General features: G+C 60.9%; 20 protein-coding genes. 12 read left to right on the top strand and 8 right to left on the bottom strand.

The features are described 5' to 3' along the window. Positions 1-55: 55 nt before the first annotated feature. From J2Y39_RS01490 to J2Y39_RS01475, 4 genes are read left to right on the top strand one after another with little or no spacing between them, the layout of a single operon-like run. Positions 56-361, top strand: coding sequence for a DUF2282 domain-containing protein (locus tag J2Y39_RS01490; protein ID WP_041478029.1), 306 nt, complete (start codon positions 56-58; stop codon positions 359-361). Positions 362-386: 25 nt separating this feature from the next. Continuing rightward, the gene (locus tag J2Y39_RS01485; protein ID WP_252887418.1) at positions 387-1,274 is read left to right on the top strand and encodes a DUF692 domain-containing protein; all 888 of its coding nucleotides are present in this window, start codon (positions 387-389) and stop codon (positions 1,272-1,274) included. Next, positions 1,271-2,029 carry a DUF2063 domain-containing protein gene (locus J2Y39_RS01480; RefSeq protein WP_252887417.1) on the top strand — a complete coding sequence of 253 codons (759 nt, stop codon included), beginning with the start codon at positions 1,271-1,273 and terminating at the stop codon, positions 2,027-2,029. The genes J2Y39_RS01485 and J2Y39_RS01480 overlap by 4 nt, the downstream gene beginning before the upstream one ends. Continuing rightward, on the top strand, positions 2,026-2,502 hold the full coding sequence (locus J2Y39_RS01475) for a DoxX family protein (protein WP_252887416.1): 477 nt from the start codon (positions 2,026-2,028) through the stop codon (positions 2,500-2,502). Before J2Y39_RS01480 ends, J2Y39_RS01475 begins: the two co-directional genes overlap by 4 nt. Positions 2,503-2,600: 98 nt before the next feature. Here J2Y39_RS01475 and J2Y39_RS01470 read toward each other — a convergent pair whose 3' ends face one another. After that, the gene (locus J2Y39_RS01470) at positions 2,601-3,515 is read right to left on the bottom strand and encodes a LysR family transcriptional regulator (protein WP_056783386.1); all 915 of its coding nucleotides are present in this window, start codon (positions 3,513-3,515) and stop codon (positions 2,601-2,603) included. A gap of 104 nt (positions 3,516-3,619) precedes the next feature. On the opposite strand from J2Y39_RS01470, the gene J2Y39_RS01465 reads away from it, so the two are divergent. Further along, positions 3,620-4,219: a short chain dehydrogenase gene (locus tag J2Y39_RS01465; RefSeq protein ID WP_252868912.1), complete on the top strand. Its 600-nt coding sequence runs from the start codon at positions 3,620-3,622 to the stop codon at positions 4,217-4,219. A gap of 4 nt (positions 4,220-4,223) precedes the next feature. Here the strand turns inward: J2Y39_RS01465 and J2Y39_RS01460 are convergent, their stop codons facing one another. Then, the gene (locus J2Y39_RS01460) at positions 4,224-4,571 is read right to left on the bottom strand and encodes a hypothetical protein (protein WP_252868911.1); all 348 of its coding nucleotides are present in this window, start codon (positions 4,569-4,571) and stop codon (positions 4,224-4,226) included. Between the two features lie 137 nt (positions 4,572-4,708). Here J2Y39_RS01460 and J2Y39_RS01455 point away from each other — a divergent pair, with 137 nt between their 5' ends. Both J2Y39_RS01455 and J2Y39_RS01450 read left to right on the top strand, forming a co-directional pair. Then, on the top strand, positions 4,709-5,362 hold the full coding sequence (locus J2Y39_RS01455; protein ID WP_252868910.1) for a COG3650 family protein: 654 nt from the start codon (positions 4,709-4,711) through the stop codon (positions 5,360-5,362). A gap of 96 nt (positions 5,363-5,458) precedes the next feature. Beyond that, a complete protein-coding gene (locus J2Y39_RS01450) occupies positions 5,459-7,072 on the top strand; it encodes an NAD(P)/FAD-dependent oxidoreductase (RefSeq protein ID WP_256810515.1) in 1,614 nt (537 codons plus the stop codon). A gap of 138 nt (positions 7,073-7,210) precedes the next feature. Here the strand turns inward: J2Y39_RS01450 and J2Y39_RS01445 are convergent, their stop codons facing one another. Next, entirely contained in the window at positions 7,211-8,305 is a 1,095-nt protein-coding gene (locus J2Y39_RS01445) for a PLP-dependent cysteine synthase family protein (protein ID WP_041478037.1), read from the bottom strand. A 251-nt stretch (positions 8,306-8,556) separates the two neighbouring features. Between J2Y39_RS01445 and nhaA the strand changes: the two genes are divergently transcribed. The 5 genes from nhaA to J2Y39_RS01420 all read left to right on the top strand — a co-directional run bounded on the left by nhaA (position 8,557) and on the right by J2Y39_RS01420 (position 11,906). Continuing rightward, complete coding sequence (gene nhaA, locus J2Y39_RS01440) at positions 8,557-9,741, top strand: Na+/H+ antiporter NhaA (RefSeq protein ID WP_041478038.1); 1,185 nt, start codon at positions 8,557-8,559, stop codon at positions 9,739-9,741. Positions 9,742-9,912: 171 nt separating this feature from the next. Next, positions 9,913-11,127: an S-type pyocin domain-containing protein gene (locus tag J2Y39_RS01435; protein ID WP_310214619.1), complete on the top strand. Its 1,215-nt coding sequence runs from the start codon at positions 9,913-9,915 to the stop codon at positions 11,125-11,127. Between the two features lie 7 nt (positions 11,128-11,134). Further along, a complete protein-coding gene (locus J2Y39_RS01430; protein WP_095180548.1) occupies positions 11,135-11,386 on the top strand; it encodes a colicin E3-like toxin immunity protein in 252 nt (83 codons plus the stop codon). After that, positions 11,387-11,632 carry a colicin E3-like toxin immunity protein gene (locus J2Y39_RS01425; protein ID WP_095180547.1) on the top strand — a complete coding sequence of 82 codons (246 nt, stop codon included), beginning with the start codon at positions 11,387-11,389 and terminating at the stop codon, positions 11,630-11,632. It begins immediately after the preceding gene. A gap of 22 nt (positions 11,633-11,654) precedes the next feature. Further along, entirely contained in the window at positions 11,655-11,906 is a 252-nt protein-coding gene (locus J2Y39_RS01420; protein ID WP_122705009.1) for a pyocin S6 family toxin immunity protein, read from the top strand. A gap of 73 nt (positions 11,907-11,979) precedes the next feature. Here the strand turns inward: J2Y39_RS01420 and J2Y39_RS01415 are convergent, their stop codons facing one another. From J2Y39_RS01415 to J2Y39_RS01395, 5 genes are all read right to left on the bottom strand, one after another. After that, on the bottom strand, positions 11,980-12,444 hold the full coding sequence (locus tag J2Y39_RS01415; RefSeq protein WP_016771369.1) for a glycine zipper 2TM domain-containing protein: 465 nt from the start codon (positions 12,442-12,444) through the stop codon (positions 11,980-11,982). A 180-nt stretch (positions 12,445-12,624) separates the two neighbouring features. Further along, positions 12,625-13,272, bottom strand: a complete 648-nt coding sequence (gene pdxH, locus J2Y39_RS01410; protein ID WP_024011915.1) for a pyridoxamine 5'-phosphate oxidase — start codon at positions 13,270-13,272, stop codon at positions 12,625-12,627. A 24-nt stretch (positions 13,273-13,296) separates the two neighbouring features. Then, positions 13,297-14,400: an OmpA family protein gene (locus J2Y39_RS01405; RefSeq protein WP_310214614.1), complete on the bottom strand. Its 1,104-nt coding sequence runs from the start codon at positions 14,398-14,400 to the stop codon at positions 13,297-13,299. A gap of 113 nt (positions 14,401-14,513) precedes the next feature. Further along, on the bottom strand, positions 14,514-15,659 hold the full coding sequence (locus tag J2Y39_RS01400) for a serine hydrolase domain-containing protein (protein WP_056783360.1): 1,146 nt from the start codon (positions 15,657-15,659) through the stop codon (positions 14,514-14,516). 210 nt (positions 15,660-15,869) lie between these two features. Next, positions 15,870-18,338 carry a beta-galactosidase gene (locus J2Y39_RS01395; RefSeq protein ID WP_310214611.1) on the bottom strand — a complete coding sequence of 823 codons (2,469 nt, stop codon included), beginning with the start codon at positions 18,336-18,338 and terminating at the stop codon, positions 15,870-15,872. Positions 18,339-18,418: the final 80 nt, after the last annotated feature.

Raw genomic sequence — 18,418 nt, 5'->3', positions numbered from 1 at the left:
GGACAAGCAAGCGCAAACCGCTTGCAGAAACCCTGATAAAAACTGGAGAAACATCATGACTGCGACTACCCGTACCCTGTCCGCTACCGCCCTGGTTCTGGCCCTCGGTTCCGCTCTGAGCATCGCCACTGTCTCCACCGCTCAGGCCGCTGATGCCAACATGGAAAAATGCTTCGGCGTAGCCCTGAAAGGCAAGAACGATTGCGCCGCAGGTGCCGGCACCACCTGCGCCGGCACGGCGAAAATGGACTATCAGGCCAACGCCTGGAAGCTCGTTCCGAAGGGCACCTGCGCCACCACCGAGAGCAAAACCTCGCCGACCGGTTTCGGTCAGCTCGAAGCCTTCAAAGCCAAGTCCTGATCCACGGCCTGCCTGAGTGACGCCCATGTTCAGTCATCACGAACCGTCCCTGCCGCGCACTCAGGCAGCTCGCACCGAGCTCCCTGCCCGCGCCGGGCTGGGGCTCAAGACCGGGCACTTCCTTGATGTGCTCGGCTCCGTACCGGACCTCGGTTTCTTCGAGGTCCACGCCGAAAACTACATGGTGGCCGGCGGCCCGTTTCATCATTTTCTCGGTCTGATTCGCGAACAGTACCCGCTGTCACTGCATGGCGTTGGACTGTCGATCGGTGGCGAAGGCCCGCTGGACAGCCAGCACCTCAAACGCCTCGCCGAGCTGATCGAGCGCTATCAACCGCAAGCCTTTTCCGAACATCTGGCATGGTCGAGCCACGGCCCGGTGTTCCTCAATGACCTGCTGCCACTGGCTTACGACACGCCGACGCTGAACCGCGTCTGTGCGCACATCGACCAGGTGCAGAACACTCTGAAGCGACCGATGCTGCTGGAGAACCCGGCGACCTATCTGGGGTTTGAGCACTCGACGATCGACGAGGCCGAGTTCATCGCCGAAGTAATCCGCCGCAGCGGCTGCGGCTTGTTGCTCGACGTCAACAATGTCTACGTGTCGTGCATCAATCATCAGCGCGATCCGTCGGCCTACCTTGATGCGTTACCGCTGCACGCAGTCGGCGAGATTCATCTGGCCGGCTTCGCTGAAGATTGCGACAACCTTGGCGACCGCTTGCTGATTGACGATCACGGCGCGCCGGTTGATCAGGCCGTCTGGGATCTGTACCGGCAAGTGCTGCAACGTATCGGCCCGGTGGCGACGTTGATCGAACGCGATAATCAGGTGCCGGCCTTCGACGTCTTGCTCGCCGAAGCGCAGCAAGCCGAGACGCTGTTGCGCCGCGCGGAGCGTGCGGCATGAGCACGCAAGCGGACTTCGCCGCCGCCCTGCTCAATGCGCAACTGCCGCATCCCAAGGGCCTGTGCAGCCGCAATGGCGCTGATCCGTCGCGGCGTTTCGCGGTCTATCGCAACAACGTGCAAAGCTCGCTGATCAATGCCCTGGCCGACAGTTATCCGGTGGTGCTGCAATTGGTCGGCGAGGAATTCTTCCGCGCCATGGCGGCGATTTTCGTCCAGAGTCAGCCGCCTCACAGTCCGTTGATGAGCCTCTATGGCGAGGACTTCGCCGACTTCATCGCACAATTCGAACCCATTGCCGGCGTGCCTTATGTCGCAGACGTCGCGCGACTGGAGCACTTGCGTACTGTTGCCTACCACGCCGCCGATGCGCAGCCGATCCGGCCTGAACAAGTCAGTGCCGCGCTGGCCGATCCGCAGACGCTGAGTGAACTGTGTTTCGAACTCCATCCCTCGCTGCACCTGCTCGACTCTGCTTTTGCGGTGGTGGCGATCTGGGCCGCGCATCAGCAGGAGCCAAGTCTCGCGGGCATTGGCCTCCATCAAGGCCAGCATGCCCTGGTGCTGCGCAACGGTCTCGACGTTGAGGTGTTCGCTCTTGAGGCGGGTGCGAGCGTGTTCATTGGTCATCTGCTCCAGGGCTCGCCACTGCTCGCGGCGGCAGAAAACAGCCCGCCGTTCGATCTCGCGCAAACCCTCGCCTTACTGATTGCGCATAACGCGATCACCCAGCTGAATTACAAGGAGTTGCCATGAACGCTTTTATCCCGCGCGTCATCGCGCTGTTGGAAAAAATCCCGCACAGCCTGATTGCCTTCATCGCGCGTTTTTCCATCGCTGCGGTGTTCTGGAAATCCGGGCAAACCAAGGTCGAAGGCCTGGCCGTCGATTTGATTGACGGCACCTTTGAACTGGGCTGGCCGCGTTTGGCCGACTCGACGATTCCGCTGTTTCAGAGCGAGTACAACCTGCCGCTGCTGTCGCCGGAAATTGCCGCGCATCTGGCGGCGTTTGCCGAACATGTGTTTCCGCTGCTGATCCTGCTCGGCTTCGCCACACGGTTTTCGGCGCTGGCATTGCTCGGCATGACCCTGACCATTCAACTGTTTGTCTACCCGGATGCCTACCCGACCCACGGCACCTGGGCGGCGGTGTTGCTGTACCTGATGGCGACCGGGCCGGGCAAACTGTCGATCGATCACCTGATTGCCCGCCGATGCCAAGGCTGACCTGAAACTGTAGGAGCTGCCGAAGGCTGCGATCTTTTGATCTTGCTTCTAAAAATCAAAAGATCGCAGCCTTCGGCAGCTCCTACACAGGTTCGGTGTCAGCGCTGGAGTCGATCCAGCGCCTCGCCACTGCGCTTGAACCAGCCCATCAAATAATCCGCCAACACCTGCGTGCGCTTGGGCAATCCACCCTGATACGGGTGCACCAGATACATCGGCATGCGTCGGGTCTGGTAATCGCGCAGCAACCAGCGCAAGCGGCCGTCAGCCAGTTCCGCTTGCAGTAGATACGACGGCAAACGGGCGATGCCGGCGCCGGACAGCGCTGCTTTCTTCAACAGGCTGTAGTGATTGCTGGCAAACGGACCCGAAACCCGCACCCGCAACAACTCGTGCTGCTGGTGATACAGCCATTCTTCGCGACCGCTGTAATGGCTGTTGAGCAGACAACGATGCTCGGCCAAGGCATGGGGCGTCGCCGGCTCGCCGAAGCGCTCGAGGTAGGCCGGGCTGGCGCAGGTCATTTCGTGCCACGCCAACAACGGCTTGGCCACCAGCCGATCGTCATTGGCGACTTCGGCGCGAATCGCCAGATCAAAGCCATCGCGCGACAGATCGCGATAGCTGTTGTTCAGCTCCAGCTCGATTTGCACCTCGGGGTATTGCCCGGAAAACTCCAGCAGCAAGCCATCGAAGAAGGTCTCGCCGAGCGACACCGGAACCGTCATGCGCACGGGGCCGGCCATGTCGTCCTTCAACCGCGCCAAAGCCTGCCGTGCGCGTTCGACCTGGACCACCAGCGCCTGGGCCTGCGGCAGCAGCGCCGCCCCCGCCGCCGTCAGACTCAAGCGCCGGGTGGTGCGTTGCAGCAATACCACACCGAACTGCGCTTCGAGCTGGCTGATGCGCTTGGACAACTGGCCTTTGCTGCAGCCCAACTGCTGCGCCGCAAGGGTGAAACTGCCGGCCTCGATCAGCACAGCGAACGCGGCGAGATCATCCATTTCGCTCATGGATTGTTTCCAATTGAAAACCAAAGGTTGCCTATTAGTGCGCTTATCCGCTGAAAAAACCACCCTAGACTGAAACCTCATTCACACACATGGGGTACAGCACGATGAAAATTCTGTTGATAGGCGCAGGCGGCACCATCGGCTCAGCGGTGGACAAAGAATTGTCGCAACGCCACGAGGTCATTCGTATCGGTCGTAACAGCGGTGACTTGCAAGTGGATATCAGCGACAGCGCCTCAATCCGCAAGCTGTTCGAACAGACCGGCAAGTTCGATGCGCTGATCTGCGCGGCGGGCAACGTGACGTTTGCAGCGCTGGACGACATGACCGAAGACAGCTTCGCCCTCGGCCTGAAAGACAAACTGATGGGTCAGGTCAATCTGCTGCTGATCGGCCGCGAGTACGCCAACGATGGCGCTTCGTTCACGTTTACCACCGGCGTGCTCAGCCACGATCCGATTCGCAGCGGCGCCTCGGCAGCGCTGGTCAACGGCGCCATCGACAGCTTCGTCCGCGCCGCCGCCATCGAACTGCCGCGTGGCCTGCGGGTGAACTCGGTGAGCCCGACCGTACTCACCGAAGCCTTGGGCAAATACGCGCCCTACTTCCGTGGCTTCAAGCCGGTTCCTGCCGCGGAAGTGGCATTGGCCTACGCGAAAAGTGTCGAAGGCCTGCAAACCGGTCAGACGTTTCACGTGGCCTGAATGATTAATCGATCAGGGTAGGTAAAAGCCGTTTGGCGACAGACCGCGACATTGAGATCCTGAACTCCCCGCCCAGCTCGGATCGCACTGTCGCCGTGGAAATGTGCTGGCCGTTGATCGAAAGATTCAATGGCTGGCCCATCGCCTCATGACTGATTGCCTTAGCCCTCTCAGTGGCTACGGGTGTCAACACCAGGGACAGTTCGACAAGATCCGGATTGGGCCCCTGATCATCCTTGAGCAGCATTACCATCTTTGTGAAATCAACCCCTGACGAGAAAGCCAAATCGGCTGCCTGGACGCTGACAGCGCTTGCAGATGCCAACAGCAACAGCGCAATTTTCCATTTCATTTAACACTCCCTGATCCATCAAAAAACGTGCATGAGACTATGCGGGGCTCCCACGCCCGACTCAATAGTGGCAGACCAGACCTTGTGATAGGCACTCAGCCTCAGTAACGTGGCAGCACTTGTCTGGAGAGCCAAAGATGCGTGTTGCCCGTTCGTTCGTCCTCGTTGCCCTACTGCCGATGTTTGCCGCCTGCCAGTTGTTCGACGGCCAGCGTGAAAGTGTGTCCCATGCCGGGCAGACGCGCATGCAGGGGCAACTGACCGCCGCCGACGGCAAACTGGTGTTCCAGCCGTGCCAGGATCAGCGGCAACTGGTGGTCAACGACATCGGCGGCACCAGCGTCCTGCAAGAGGCCGCCACCCTTGCCGACGAGCAGGGCAAGCTGTTTGCCGATGTGCGCGGCAAGGTCTCCGGCGACCGTCTCGACCTCGGCCAGTTGTATCGCGTCGAGCGCTCGGGCACGGCCTGCGACGATCCGAATTTCAAACTGCTGATCCTGCGCGCTGCCGGCCATGGCCCGGAATGGAACGTCAAGGTCAGCGGCAAAGGCATGGTCATCGAGCGCGACGGCCAGGCTCCACTCGCCGTGCCGTATGTGGAAGAGCAACTGGGCGACGGCCGCTTCAATCTCAGCAGCGAAGCCAACAACCAGCGCATCGAATTGTGGGTTGCGCCACAGCGCTGCGTCGACAGCAGCACCGGCAGCGTGCAGCATATGAGCGCCGAGTTGCGTATCGACGGCCAGGTCCAGCGCGGCTGCGGCTATTTCGGCGGCGCGCGTAACGACTGATCGTTTTTCCCCCACGGATCCGCTCGCGGCGGCTTATAATCGCCGCCTTCAAACGCCCTGGCGCAGTTGTGCGCCCCGCGAATCCGGATCCCCGCCATGTTACGAATCACTGAACTCAAGCTGCCAATCGACCATCCCGAAGAAGACCTGCGCGCCGCAATCGTGCAGCGTCTGGGCATCGCCAGCGATGATCTGCTCGATTTCACCTTGTTCAAGCGCAGCTATGACGCGCGCAAAAAGTCCTCCGAACTGTGCTTCATCTACACCATCGACCTCAACGTACGCGACGAGGCCAGAGTGTTGGGCAAGTTCGCCGACGACCGTAACGTCAACGTGGCGCCGGATGTCAGCTACAAATTCGTCGGCCAGGCACCGAGCGATCTCGGTCAGCGGCCGATCGTCGTCGGTTTCGGCCCGTGCGGCATCTTCGCCGGCCTGCTGCTGGCGCAGATGGGCTTCAAACCGATCATTCTCGAACGCGGCACCGAAGTCCGTCAGCGCACCAAGGACACCTGGGGCCTGTGGCGCAAAAGCGTGCTCAATCCCGAGTCCAACGTACAGTTTGGCGAAGGCGGCGCGGGCACGTTCTCCGACGGCAAACTCTACAGCCAGATCAAGGACCCGAAATTCCTCGGCCGCAAAGTCCTGCACGAGTTCGTCAAGGCCGGCGCACCGGAAGAAATCCTCTACGTCAGCAAGCCGCACATCGGTACGTTCCGCCTGACCGGTATGGTCGAAAACATGCGCGAGCAGATCCGCGCACTGGGCGGTGAAGTGCGCTTCCAGGAGCGCGTCAGCGACGTGCTGATCGAAGACGACCAACTGGTCGGCGTGCAACTGGCCAGCGGCGAAACCCTGCACTCCAGACACGTAGTTCTGGCCCTCGGCCACAGCGCCCGCGACACCTTCCGCATGCTCCACAGCCGTGGCGTGTTCATGGAAGCCAAGCCGTTCTCGGTGGGTTTCCGCATCGAGCACCCGCAATCGCTAATCGACCGCGCGCGCCTGGGCAAGTACGCCGGCCACCCGAAACTTGGTGCTGCCGATTACAAGCTGGTGCACCACGCCAAGAACGGGCGTTCGGTCTACAGCTTCTGCATGTGCCCGGGCGGCACCGTGGTCGCGGCGACGTCCGAGCCCAATCGCGTGGTCACCAACGGCATGAGCCAGTACTCCCGTAACGAGCGCAATGCCAACTCCGGCATCGTCGTCGGCATTACCCCGGAAGTCGATTATCCGGGCGGCCCGCTCGCCGGTATCGAGTTGCAGGAGCGCCTGGAATCCCACGCGTTCATTCTGGGCGGCAGCGACTACAAGGCTCCGGCGCAACTGGTTGGCGACTTTATCAACGACATTCCATCGACCGAGCTGGGCGAAGTCGAGCCGTCGTACAAGCCGGGCGTGGCCTTGGGCGATCTGGCGCTGGCGCTGCCGGACTTTGCCATTGAGGCGATCCGTGAAGCCTTGCCGGCGTTCGAGAAGCAGATTCGCGGTTATTCGCTGCACGACGCCGTGCTGACCGGCATCGAGACGCGCACTTCATCGCCGCTGCGCATCACCCGCAACGAGTCGCTGCAGAGCATGAACGTCAAAGGCCTGTTCCCGGCCGGTGAAGGCGCGGGCTATGCCGGCGGGATTCTCTCGGCGGGTGTTGACGGGATTCGCATTGCCGAGGCAGTGGCTCGCGATATCCTCGGACTGGAAGCCTGATCAGCATCAGCTGACCCAACACAAAACCCTGTGGGAGCGAGCCTGCTCGCGAAAGCGGTCTGTCACTCAACGAAGTTGTTGAATGTGATTCCGCCTTCGCGAGCAGGCTCGCTCCCACAGTGGTTTCTGCGTTGAGCTTTAGATATTCGCGCGCAGCACCGAGGTCGGCAGCGCCTCCCCGCGCTCGGCACTCGCCGCCACCGCTGCAATCAAATCACCCAGTTCATAACCCTGCGCCTTCAGCCATTGCTGATCGTAATACGTGTCGGCATAACGCTCGCCGCCATCGCACAGGATCGCCACGATCGACCCCGACTGCCCCGCCGCTTTCATCTGTTGCGCCGCCATCAGCGCACCGATCAGATTGGTCCCGCTCGACCCGCCGACATGCCGCCCTAAACGCTGCGCCAGGTAATGCATGGCCGCCAGCGACAGGGCGTCCGGCACTTTGACCATCGCATCGATCACCTTGGGCAGAAACGACGCTTCCACCCGAGGCCGGCCAATGCCTTCGATGCGTGAACCGCAATCCAGACGCAGGCTGGCATCTCCCGTCTGGTAAAAATCGAAGAACACCGAACGCTCGGCATCGGCACACAACACGCGGGTACAGTGCTGGCGATAGCGCACGTAACGGCCGAGGGTTGCTGTAGTCCCCCCAGTGCCGGGGCTGGAAATCAGCCACGTCGGCTCAGGGTGCTTTTCGTAGCGCATCTGCTGGAAGATCGACTCGGCGATGTTGTTGTTCGCTCGCCAGTCGGTGGCACGTTCGGCGTAGGTGAACTGATCGATGAAGTGACCGCCATGCTCGCGGGCCAGGCGCTCGGATTCGGCGTAGATCTGCGTCGGATCCTGCACCAGATGGCTCTGGCCACCGTAGAAGGCAATCTGGGCAATCTTCTCTTTCGAAGTCGTCGCCGGCATTACCGCGATAAACGGCAATCCGAGCATGCGCGCGAAATACGCTTCGGAAATCGCCGTCGAGCCGCTGGATGCCTCGATCACCGGCGCGCCGGGTTTCAGCCAGCCGTTACACAGCGCGTAAAGGAACAGCGAACGGGCCAGGCGATGCTTGAGGCTGCCGGTCGGGTGGCTGGATTCGTCCTTGAAATACAACTCGATGCCGGCAAAACCGGGCAGCGGCAAAGGGATCAGGTGGGTGTCGGCGCTGCGCTGGAAGTCCGCCTCGATGATGCGGATGGCTTCGCGTGCCCACTGTCGGTTGTCGCTCATGGTTTCGGTTCTCATTGAATCAGCCAGGAGGTCGGTCTCCTGAAAAAGGTCTGCCGCAAGCTTAGGAAAAATCCCGCAGACGGCAAAGATACAGCTGAGTCTCAATGTGTCGGGCAACTGCTAGGCTCAGTGCTGCCCGAGCCAGACAGCCTGTAACGACATATAACAAAAAAGAATATAACTTTTGTTTTAACAACTAACGGTACGGGTTAGGGTGTTTCACCTTTTTCTTGATTCGATGGAGAGCGACCTTGCCTCTGCGTAGCACTTTCACGCGTTTCTTTCAGTTGGAAGCCGCCAGCGGTCTGCTATTGATCGCCGCAGCCGTTCTCGCGCTGATCATCAACAACTCACCGCTGTCGTGGCTGTACACCGGCCTGCTCGACACCCCGGTGGTGGCGCAGATCGGCGCGTTGAAAATCGCCAAACCCCTGCTGCTGTGGATCAATGACGGCCTGATGGCGATGTTCTTCCTGCTGATCGGTCTGGAAGTCAAACGCGAAGTGCTCGACGGCCAATTGTCCAAGCCTTCGCAGATCGTCCTGCCCGGCGCAGCGGCGATCGGCGGCATGCTGGTGCCGGCGCTGATCTACTGGTTCCTCAACCGCGACAACCCCGCCGCCCTGAGCGGCTGGGCCATTCCGACCGCCACCGACATCGCCTTCGCCCTCGGCGTATTGGCCCTGCTCGGCAAACGCGTTCCGGTGTCGCTGAAACTGTTCCTGATGACCCTGGCGATCATCGATGACCTGGGCGCCATCGTCATCATCGCAATCTTCTATTCCGGCGAACTCTCGACCCTGTCCCTTGGCCTGGCGGCTGCGTGCATTGCCGCGCTGGTGGCGATGAACCGGCTCGGCGTGGTCAAGCTCGGGCCGTACATGATCATCGGCCTGATCCTCTGGGTCTGCGTGCTCAAGAGCGGTGTCCACGCGACACTGGCCGGCGTGACCCTCGCTTTCTGCATTCCACTGCGCACGAAAAACGCCGAGTCGTCGCCGCTGCTGACCCTCGAACACGCGCTGCACCCCTGGGTCGCCTACGGCATCCTGCCGCTGTTCGCCTTCGCCAACGCCGGCCTGTCACTGAGCGGCGTCACCGTCGAAAGCTTCACCCACGACGTACCGATGGGCATCGCCATCGGCCTGCTGCTGGGCAAGACCATCGGCGTGTTCGGCCTGACCTGGCTGGCGGTCAAGATTGGCATCGCCGCCCTGCCCCAAGGCGCCAACTGGGGTCAGGTCCTCGGCGTGGCAATCCTCTGCGGCATCGGCTTCACCATGAGCCTGTTCGTCGGCTCGCTGGCCTTCGAACCGGGCGTGAGTGATTACGCCGGCATGGATCGCATGGGCATCCTCACCGGCTCGATTCTCGCGGCGGTGATTGGTTATGCGGTGACGGCGGCGGCGAGTCGCAAGAATTCACAACTGCAATGACCCCTGTGGCGAGGGAGCTTGGCCCTCGCCACAGATTCTCCGCCTGACAGTTACGCAGCGAACAATCCCCACGTCATTAGCGACCCGTCCTACAGCCACACTTTCTCCGCTTCGATAACGTCGTGCAGCCCCTTTCCGAGGGGCTGTCGATGATGAACGAAGGGACGATCAGTGGCGCGGAACAAGGACATTCCCCGGGTGCAAAACCCACCGCAGGGCGACGGGCATCACGTTACCTGGCGGTATATGACGGCCGCAGAACTGGCCGAGCGCGAAGCCGGGCAAAACGCTTACGACGCGATGCTGGCGCGGCAGGAGGCGTTCGAGCGCAGCCGTGAAGTGGCTGCGAAAAAACCTGAAGCCGTGCGTGCCGGCTGTGTATTCGCCAAGTCCTGCAAGTTGCCGGATGCGATTATCGATTACAGCAATCCTTCCGGCATGGTGCCGACCGACAGCCTGAAGGATTACGGCGAGCTGATCCTGCTCGGCGCTCGCGAAGCCGACGCAAGCGGCGGCATTCCTCTCAAGAAAATCAGCGCCAACACCATCCCGGTCGGGTTCGGCAGTCTGGCCTTGGCAGGCTCGGCTTTTGAAGTGCTACCGGCGCTCGCCTCCCCTGCGGCGGCTGCGACTTTGGTGGGGCTGATTGCGCTTTTGATGCCATCCAGCCTGGGCGACAGCGCGCTCTACACCGATGAGCAACTGAGCACACTCAAACAAGCCCGAACCCGCGTGCGCCTGCGCGTCGAGCAACAGGCCGATGGCAGCCTCAAGGGTTACGGTTTCTACACCGGTAAGAACCGCGATTGGGAAATGGTCGATGTCGTGCAGTTCATTGCGCGTGGCGACCGGTTCGTTGCCGATCTGGGTGAAGGCGTCGAACTGCTCTGGACCCCGGCGGTGGATGGCTCGGACATTCTCGGCATTCCAGCACTGGAGGCCGCACCGCAGGCACCGCATATCTGGGTGTATCCACCGACGAAGGCGGCGGACGGGATACTGGTGAATCCGCTTTATCCGCCGGAGTACAAAGATTTCATTCTGGTGTTTCCCACAGACTCGGGTGTAAAACCGATTTACATCGTTGTCAGCTCTGCGAAAGGCACCGCTGAAGCGGGACATACCTATCACACCGCTCCCGAAACGTCGGATATCACAGCCTTTCCCGATTTAAGAAGAGCAAAAAAGAAAACGCCGTTCAACGGTGGGCTCCGGGATCGCTGGATCAATGCAAAAGGCCGAATAATTTATGAATGGGACTATTTACACGGCGAGCTTGAAGGCTACCGCGCAAGTGATGGCAGCCATTTAGGCTCTTACGACCACAGAACTGGTGAACAGATAGATCCACCCAAAAAAAACCGTAGTATTAAAAAATATTTATGAGGATTACATGGGACTCAAAGCCAGACTCGAATGGTACGACCAACAAACCGAACTGGGTGAGGGGGAGGAACTGTCGAAAGACTTTGGCGAGGACGGCTCATTAATGGAAGCATTAGGCCTACCGTCGAAAAGCTTCAATAACGGCGGATTTGATGTAAAAGCCGATTGGATCAAGACTCTCCAGCCCCACTTCCAGCATTCCATTCAATTTTCTTCTTACGACTATCAGGTATCGTTCGTTTACCGGGATCAATGGTAGATGGGACTGGAACTGAGATTGGAATGGTACGACACAGCAACCTTGGAGTTTCAGGGGGAAGAGTCGTCAAAAGACCTGGGTGGTGACGAGTCAGTGTTAAACGCCTTGGGGATTCCCGCCGCGGACAACATCAACAATGGCAGTTTCAACGTCGCTCAAAATTGGCTCGCCACCATTCAGCCGTATTTTCAACATCAAATCGATTTGAGAGTTCACGACTATCAAATTTCGTTTGATTACGGCTAACAGCCCCGGAAGTATTAGCTCCATGCACTTTCTTTTAATTACCGGTTTTTTCCCTGACGAAGCCCAAGACGACTCCTTGCAATTCGAGCTGGATATCACAGGCAGCGAGATGAATGAAAAAGTGGCTCAGCTCATTGAATCAAAGCCCTTGGATGAGGTGGAACCCGGCGAGCTGTTGTTGACTCAGGATCAGGTAACCGCATTGGAAAACCTGCTCAACGTCAGTTTTCCAAAGGGCCTCGAATACTTCATGGGCACCTGCGCAACATACTGAATGAGCAATTCACAAACAAAGAAAAACCCCGACCAGTCACCTGATCGGGGTTTTCTTTTACCCGGCTTCCCGCTTAGTGCGAAACGCGGCTGGTTCCGCCAACGGTGGAAATCCGTACCCGCTCGCCAACGCGGAATACTTCATTCTCCTGAACCTGCTGCACATAGGCGCGCATGCTGCCGTCGTCTTCGCGGACGGTGATTTCCACGCCCTGGGTGCGGGTCAGGCCTTCTTCGGTGGCCGAGCCAAGCAGGCCGCCGGCCACTGCGCCGATGACCGCAGCCACAATGCTGCCCTTGCCGCCGCCGATAGCGCTGCCGCCGACGCCGCCGACCACTGCGCCTGCTGCGCCGCCGATCGGGGTCTTGGTGCCTTCGATTTTTACCGGTCGCAGGGATTCGATGGTGCCCATGCGAATCGTCTGCACACGACGCGCTTCGTCACGGGAGTAGGAGTCGCCGGTGAGGCTCGATTGGCAGCCGGTCAGCAACATCGCCATCGTCGAAAAGGAAGCAACCAGCAGAACAGACTTACGCATAGCATCAACTCCAAAAGAACATGTGTTCATTAAACCCCGTGGCCTGGCGCCTGTCACGACACCATCCGGATAAAATTGGCTTCCATTCAGGCCTGGTACAGATGCCCGCGAGCGTCCACTCAAGGTAGCGGCAAATCAACGATCCTGCGCCATCCGCGTTTATCTCGCTCGGTAGACTGCTCAGGGTGCCAGACGTTCCAGAATCCACTCGGCGCCCTGGAGGCGGTAGTTGAGGCGATCGTGCAGGCGGCTCGGACGGCCCTGCCAGAACTCGATGCGCTCAGGCAACAAGCGGTAACCGCCCCAATGTTCCGGGCAGTGCGGCTGGCTGTCGCTGAAGCGTTGCTCGGTGGCCTTGAGCAAATCCTCCAGTTCGCCACGACCGTTGATGACCCGGCTCTGCGGCGAGGCCCAGGCGCCGAGGCGGCTACCCAGCGGACGCACCTGATAATACGCGTCGGACTCTTGCGCCGTGACCTTGACCACCCGCCCTTCGATGCGCACCTGGCGCTCCAGGGTGGGCCAGAAGAAGGTCATGGCGGCAAACGGGTTTGCCGCCAGATGCTGGCCCTTGGCGCTGTCGTAGTTGGTGAAGAAGGTGAAGCCCTGCTCGTCCAGGCCCTTGAGCAACAGAATGCGGCAATGCGGACGACCGTCGGCATCGACCGTGGCCAGGGTCATGGCATTGGCTTCCACCGGCGCCTGCTCGGTTTTCACCGCATCGGCGAACCACTGGTGAAACAGCGCAAACGGCTCGGCCGGGGCTTGCGCCTCGGTCAAACCGTCACGGGTGTAGTCGCGACGCATATCGGCCAGAGCCTGGGTCATGGCGGATTCCTTTTCGTTAGCGGATCACTTCTTGGCAGCGTCGGCTGCGGCGACTTTCTTGTCGGTCGCGGCGGCTTTGGCTGGTGCAGTTTTTTTCGCTGGAGCCTTGGCCGGTGCCTTCTTCGCAGGAGCCTTGGCGGCGGTTTTCTTGGCTGGCGCCTTTTTCGCCGCCGGCACAGCGGCATTTTTCGCGGCAGGCGCCGGGGTAACCGGTTTGGCCACTGGCTTGACGTCTTGCGCAGCAACCATCGTCACCGGCTTCGGCGCAGGCATGTTGTATTTGCTCAGCAGCGCAACCATGGTGTTTTGCGGAGTCACCAGCAGTTCGACACGACGGTTCAAGGCGCGGCCTTCAACGCTGTCGTTGGCCGCACGCGGCGCTTCGGAACCCATGCCGCGCAGCATCAGGCGATCACGCTGCAAGCCGCTGAGGCGGAAGATCGCTGCCACCGATTGCGCACGTTCCTGGCTCAGCTTGACGTTGGCCGGTGCGGCACCGCTGGTGTCACTGTGACCGAGCACCAGCACTGCGGTTTTCGGATCGGCTTCAAGGATTTTCGCTACGCGAGTGAACGGGCCAAGGGTGACCGGCAGCAGCATCGCCGGGCGATCCGGGTTGAACGAGCCTTCGACAGGGGCTGTTACGACCAGCACGTTATCGCGACGCTCGAGTTGCAGATTGCTGTCTTTCACCGCTTCACGCAGACGCGGCTCGTAGTCGTCGAGCCAGGCCTGAGTCACCTTCGGATCGGGCATCGGCACGGCTTTGGCGGTTGGCTGGTCCTTGCCGCCGAACGGCCACCACCATTTGCCATTGGACTGCGCCTCGGCTTTGGCCACCTCGACCGGTTTGGCTTCAGGTTTGACCTCGGCTTTCAGATCAGCCTTGGCCGCTTCATCGCTGGAACCGAACGGCCAGTACCACGGGTTGCTGCTCTCGGCCTTGGCCACTGGCGCGGTCGCCGCAGGTTTCAAAGGAGCTGGAGCCGAAGTCGAATCTTTGGCCGCGACTTTGTCGGAAGAACCGAACGGCCACCAACTGCCGCCATCTGCATCGTTTTTCGGAGTCTGTGCGCAACCGGTGATCGCTACACACAGGGCCAGGGCGAGGGTCTTTTTAGATGACATTGAAAATCCACAAAATGAAGTAATGAAAAATCAGAGCACTTTCGCCCGGATAAACAGCCGTTTTGAAACGAAAATCCCTTCGAGGTTCCGACCCTGGAACCTCTGTTGAAGCTTTACAGACAAGTGGCAAGCACCCGCGCCAGCTTCTGTGCGCGCGGATCCATCAAAACGTAAGGCCCCAGGGTATTTGTCACGAAACCGAAAGCCACATCGTGCTCCGGATCAGCAAAACCGATCGAGCCGCCCGCTCCCGGATGACCGAACGCGCGTGGTCCGAGGCCGTAGGTGGCGTTGGGCACGTCCGGTTGATCGAGCATGCAGCCGAGGCCGAAACGGGTGCGGGTGAGCAAGGTCTTGTCATCGCCAAGGCTGTGCTCGCGGGTCAGCTCTTCGAGCATCTCGCTTTCGAGCAGACTGCCGTCCAGCAGGCCGGCGTAAAACCCGGCGAGGCTGCGCGCATTGCCGTGGCCGTTAGCCGCAGGCTGCTGCATGCGGCGCCATTCCGGCTTGTTGGTGCTGGTCAGCACTGACGGCGGATTGGTGAATGCGCGGGTGGTCATGGCAGTCGGTTCGCGCATGGTCACTTGCAGCAGGCGCTGCGCCGCAGCGTCGCCGGCGTTGCCCTTGCCACGGGCGATGTGCGCCACGCGATGAAACTCTTCGTCGGCCAGGCCCACATGGAAATCCAGGCCCAAGGGTTTGGCGACCCGAGCGACAATCGACTCACCCGGTCCACGACCGTCGGCGCGGCGCAGCAATTCGCCGACCAGCCAGCCGTAGGTGATCGCGGCATAACCGTGACCGGTGCCCGGAGTCCACCATGGCGCTTCGGCCGCGAGGGCGTCGACCATGGTTTGCCAGTCGTAAAGGGCTTCAGGCGCGAGCAGTTCGCGCAGCGCCGGCAGGCCGGCCTGATGGCAAAGCAATTGGCGCAGGGTGACGGATTCTTTGCCGGCGGCGGCGAATTCCGGCCAGTAGCGGGCAACCGGGGCATCGAGTTGCAACTTGCCTTCGGCCACCAGTTGCAGCGCGGTAACGGCGGTGAAGGTCTTGGTGCAGGAGAACAGGTTGGCGATGGTGTCGCTGTGCCAAGCCTCGGCGCCGTCCTTGTCGGCAGTACCGGACCAGAGGTCGAGGACGGTTTCTCCACCGACCTTGATGCACAGGGCTGCGCCGCGTTCCTGGGGATCGTCGAACAGTGCGGCGAAAGCCTCGCGCACCGCTTCGAATTGAAGCTCGTAATGTCCCTGAATCTGCACCCGCAACTCCCCCGCGAAAACGCTCTACAAAGTGGCCCGCATTGTTCCAGCCCTTGAGGGATTTGGGAACAGGCGCGGGCCAGACGGTTGATCGGCAATTTATGGTGATCCCTTCGCGAGCAGGCTCGCTCCCACGCTGGATCTCAACAGCAGCGCAGATCCCCTGTGGGAGCGAGCCTGCTCGCGAAGAACGATAACGCGGTCTGAAACCTAGTGACCATTCCCCGAATGCCCACCCGCCTGCGCGGCCCCCGGCGCTTTGCCGGCCTCGGCCTTGCGCCCGCCTGCCACCTCGGCAGCTGGGGTTTTCTGCGCCTCCTTGCCCAACTGCTCCAGCGCCTGCAGATTGCTTTTACGCACCGCCTCGACAAAGCCCTGATACGGCAGGTCAGTGACCCCGACCAGACCGAAATGGCCGTTCTCGCCGTCGAGCAAACGCCCGGTCACCGGTTGGTCGAGATACTGGAACCAGTGCACGCCGACAATCGACGGTTCGCTCAGCGCCTGTTTGAGGAAGTTGGCATAAGCCGGGCCGCGCTCTTCTTCCTTGGCCAACTGCGTCACGCCGCCCCAGAACGGCCCTCGGTCAGCCGAGCCGAAGTTGAATTCGGTGATCAGCACCGGTTTGTCCAGCGCCGCCAGTGCGGCGAAGTCGTAACCGTCCTGCGGCTTGAGCGTGTACATGTTGAAGCTCAACACATCGCAGTACTGCGCGCAGGACGCCACGGCTTCAGGCGTACTGATAGCGAAGCGGCCGCCAAGCAGCATCTGGTTCGGCGCGTGCCATTTCAGCGAATCGGAAATGGTCTTGAAATAGGTATCGGCGAAGACCTTCTGGAAGTATTTGAAATCCGCTTCGATCTCCGGATGCTCCGGGTTCGGCAATGGCGGCACGAAGCCCGGATCTTCCATCAACTCCCACGCCGGCAACTCAATGCCCCAGGCCTTGGACAGTCCGGCCTGATTGCGGTACTTGTCGCGCAATTGCTTGAGAAAGGCGCGTTTGGCCGGCACGTCGGTGGTCATTTTCAACGTGCCGTAGGCCAGCGCGTAGCGAGCTTTCGGATCGTCGCCAGGGCCAGCCCAGGCCAGTTCGTTGTCGGCGTAATAACCGATCAGCCACGGATCGTCACGGTGATCGCGGGCGGCAATGGCCACGGCGCGCTCGGTGGCCATGGCGAAACGCGGATCGAACGGATCCGGCATGCCGCCCCACCAATCGCTGCCGGTGCTGATGCTGGTGTAATCGCCGACGATCGACAGCGGCAAGGTGTACGGTACGCGCTCAGCATCCGCCAGCGACGGCGCGCTCCAGTTGCCCACTGTGTTGAAGCCCCAGGCTTGCAGCCGATCGAGGGTATGCCGGGTCCAGCGTTCTTCATCAATTGCGGCTGTGCACGGAGTGGTTTGCGCGCTGGACGCTTGCACCGCATCGGTCTGCGCCGCTTCGGCAATACCGGATTTTGGCTCGGCAGGCACCGCTGCGGTTTCAGCGGCCTGCACCGAACCGGCCTCAGCCGCCCCAGCCTTCGCCGCTTCGGCAATCCCGGCCTTATTGTCGCTGTCTGCCTTGCACGGTTCGCCGTACAGGCGTTGCAGATTGGCGCCATAGAAGTCGTACCAGCGGCCGTTGCCGTAGCCACGCCCCTGGTCGGCGCCATTGCCGCCACGGTTGTCACCCTCACCGAAATGCGCGGCCAGCGGGTCGTCGTTCTTAGGCAACGATTCAAACATGGATTCACGGCCGGCGACGTAGGTCTGGTTGACCTGCGCGCTGACGGTGTTGACGCCCAACGAATAGAACGGGTGGCCTTCGGGGGTCACCAGATACCAGCGGCCATCGCGTTTTTCCGTGCGAAAGAAACCGCTGGCCTTGAACGCCGGGCCTTTGTTCCAGCCGCCGAACTTGTCCAGCGAAGCCTTTTCACGCTCGGCCAGCCACGTATTCAGCTGTTGCTGCTCTTTGCTGGCGGCGCTTTTCAGTTGTTCGTCGCTGCTGACTTTTTCCGGCCATTTACTACGGGTTGACTGACCGTAGGCGTCGACCAGATTGCCGTACACCGCCCGCGTCACCGATTCGCCGTCCTGCACGCCGAACCGCTCGAGCAACAGGCTCTGCGCAACTTTCGGCTGATCCATCGACAGACTCACCGAAACCACCTGGCTGCGGTCGATCTCGCCCGTGCTGCTGGCCAGCAGGATGCGTTGGCCATCGACGGTCATCGGCATCGGTGGCCCGGCTTTCATGCCCTGGCTCAGTGGCGTCGACGCCACCAGCGGCACCAGCAAGGTCTGCGCGGGGCCGGCCGGCAGATCGACGCGGCTGACCAGAGTGCGGCCATCGTTGCTCTGGATCTGCACATAGACTGTGACCGCCCAATTCATCGCACTTTGCAGACGCAGAGTCATCATGTCGGACTGCGACCAGTCCCAAGCACCAGTCTGTGGGGTCAGGCGCAAGGTCGGGCGGGCGACCGGGTTGAACGTCACCCGGCGCAGCACTTCACCTTCGGCGGTCTGTTCGGCATTGGCCTGTGGCAGGTCGGCGTTTTCCGTGGCGACCTTGACCACGTCGGCCGGGCGTACGAAGTTGAACAGCGTCTGCTGACCGGCAGGGGCCGCCAGCAACGGCGCGGCAAAGATCAAGGCGAAAACAGCGGGCAACGAACGGCGGATCATAAGAACGGAGTTCTCCCTAACGACCAGTCAAGGCCAGTGGAAAAGCGGTGGCAGAGAGATAGACAACGCGGCGGGCCAAT

The organism is Pseudomonas sp. 2957, from assembly GCF_031456345.1.
Taxonomy (GTDB): Bacteria; Pseudomonadota; Gammaproteobacteria; order Pseudomonadales; family Pseudomonadaceae; genus Aquipseudomonas; species Aquipseudomonas siliginis.
This window is presented reverse-complemented; position numbering and strand designations above follow the sequence as displayed.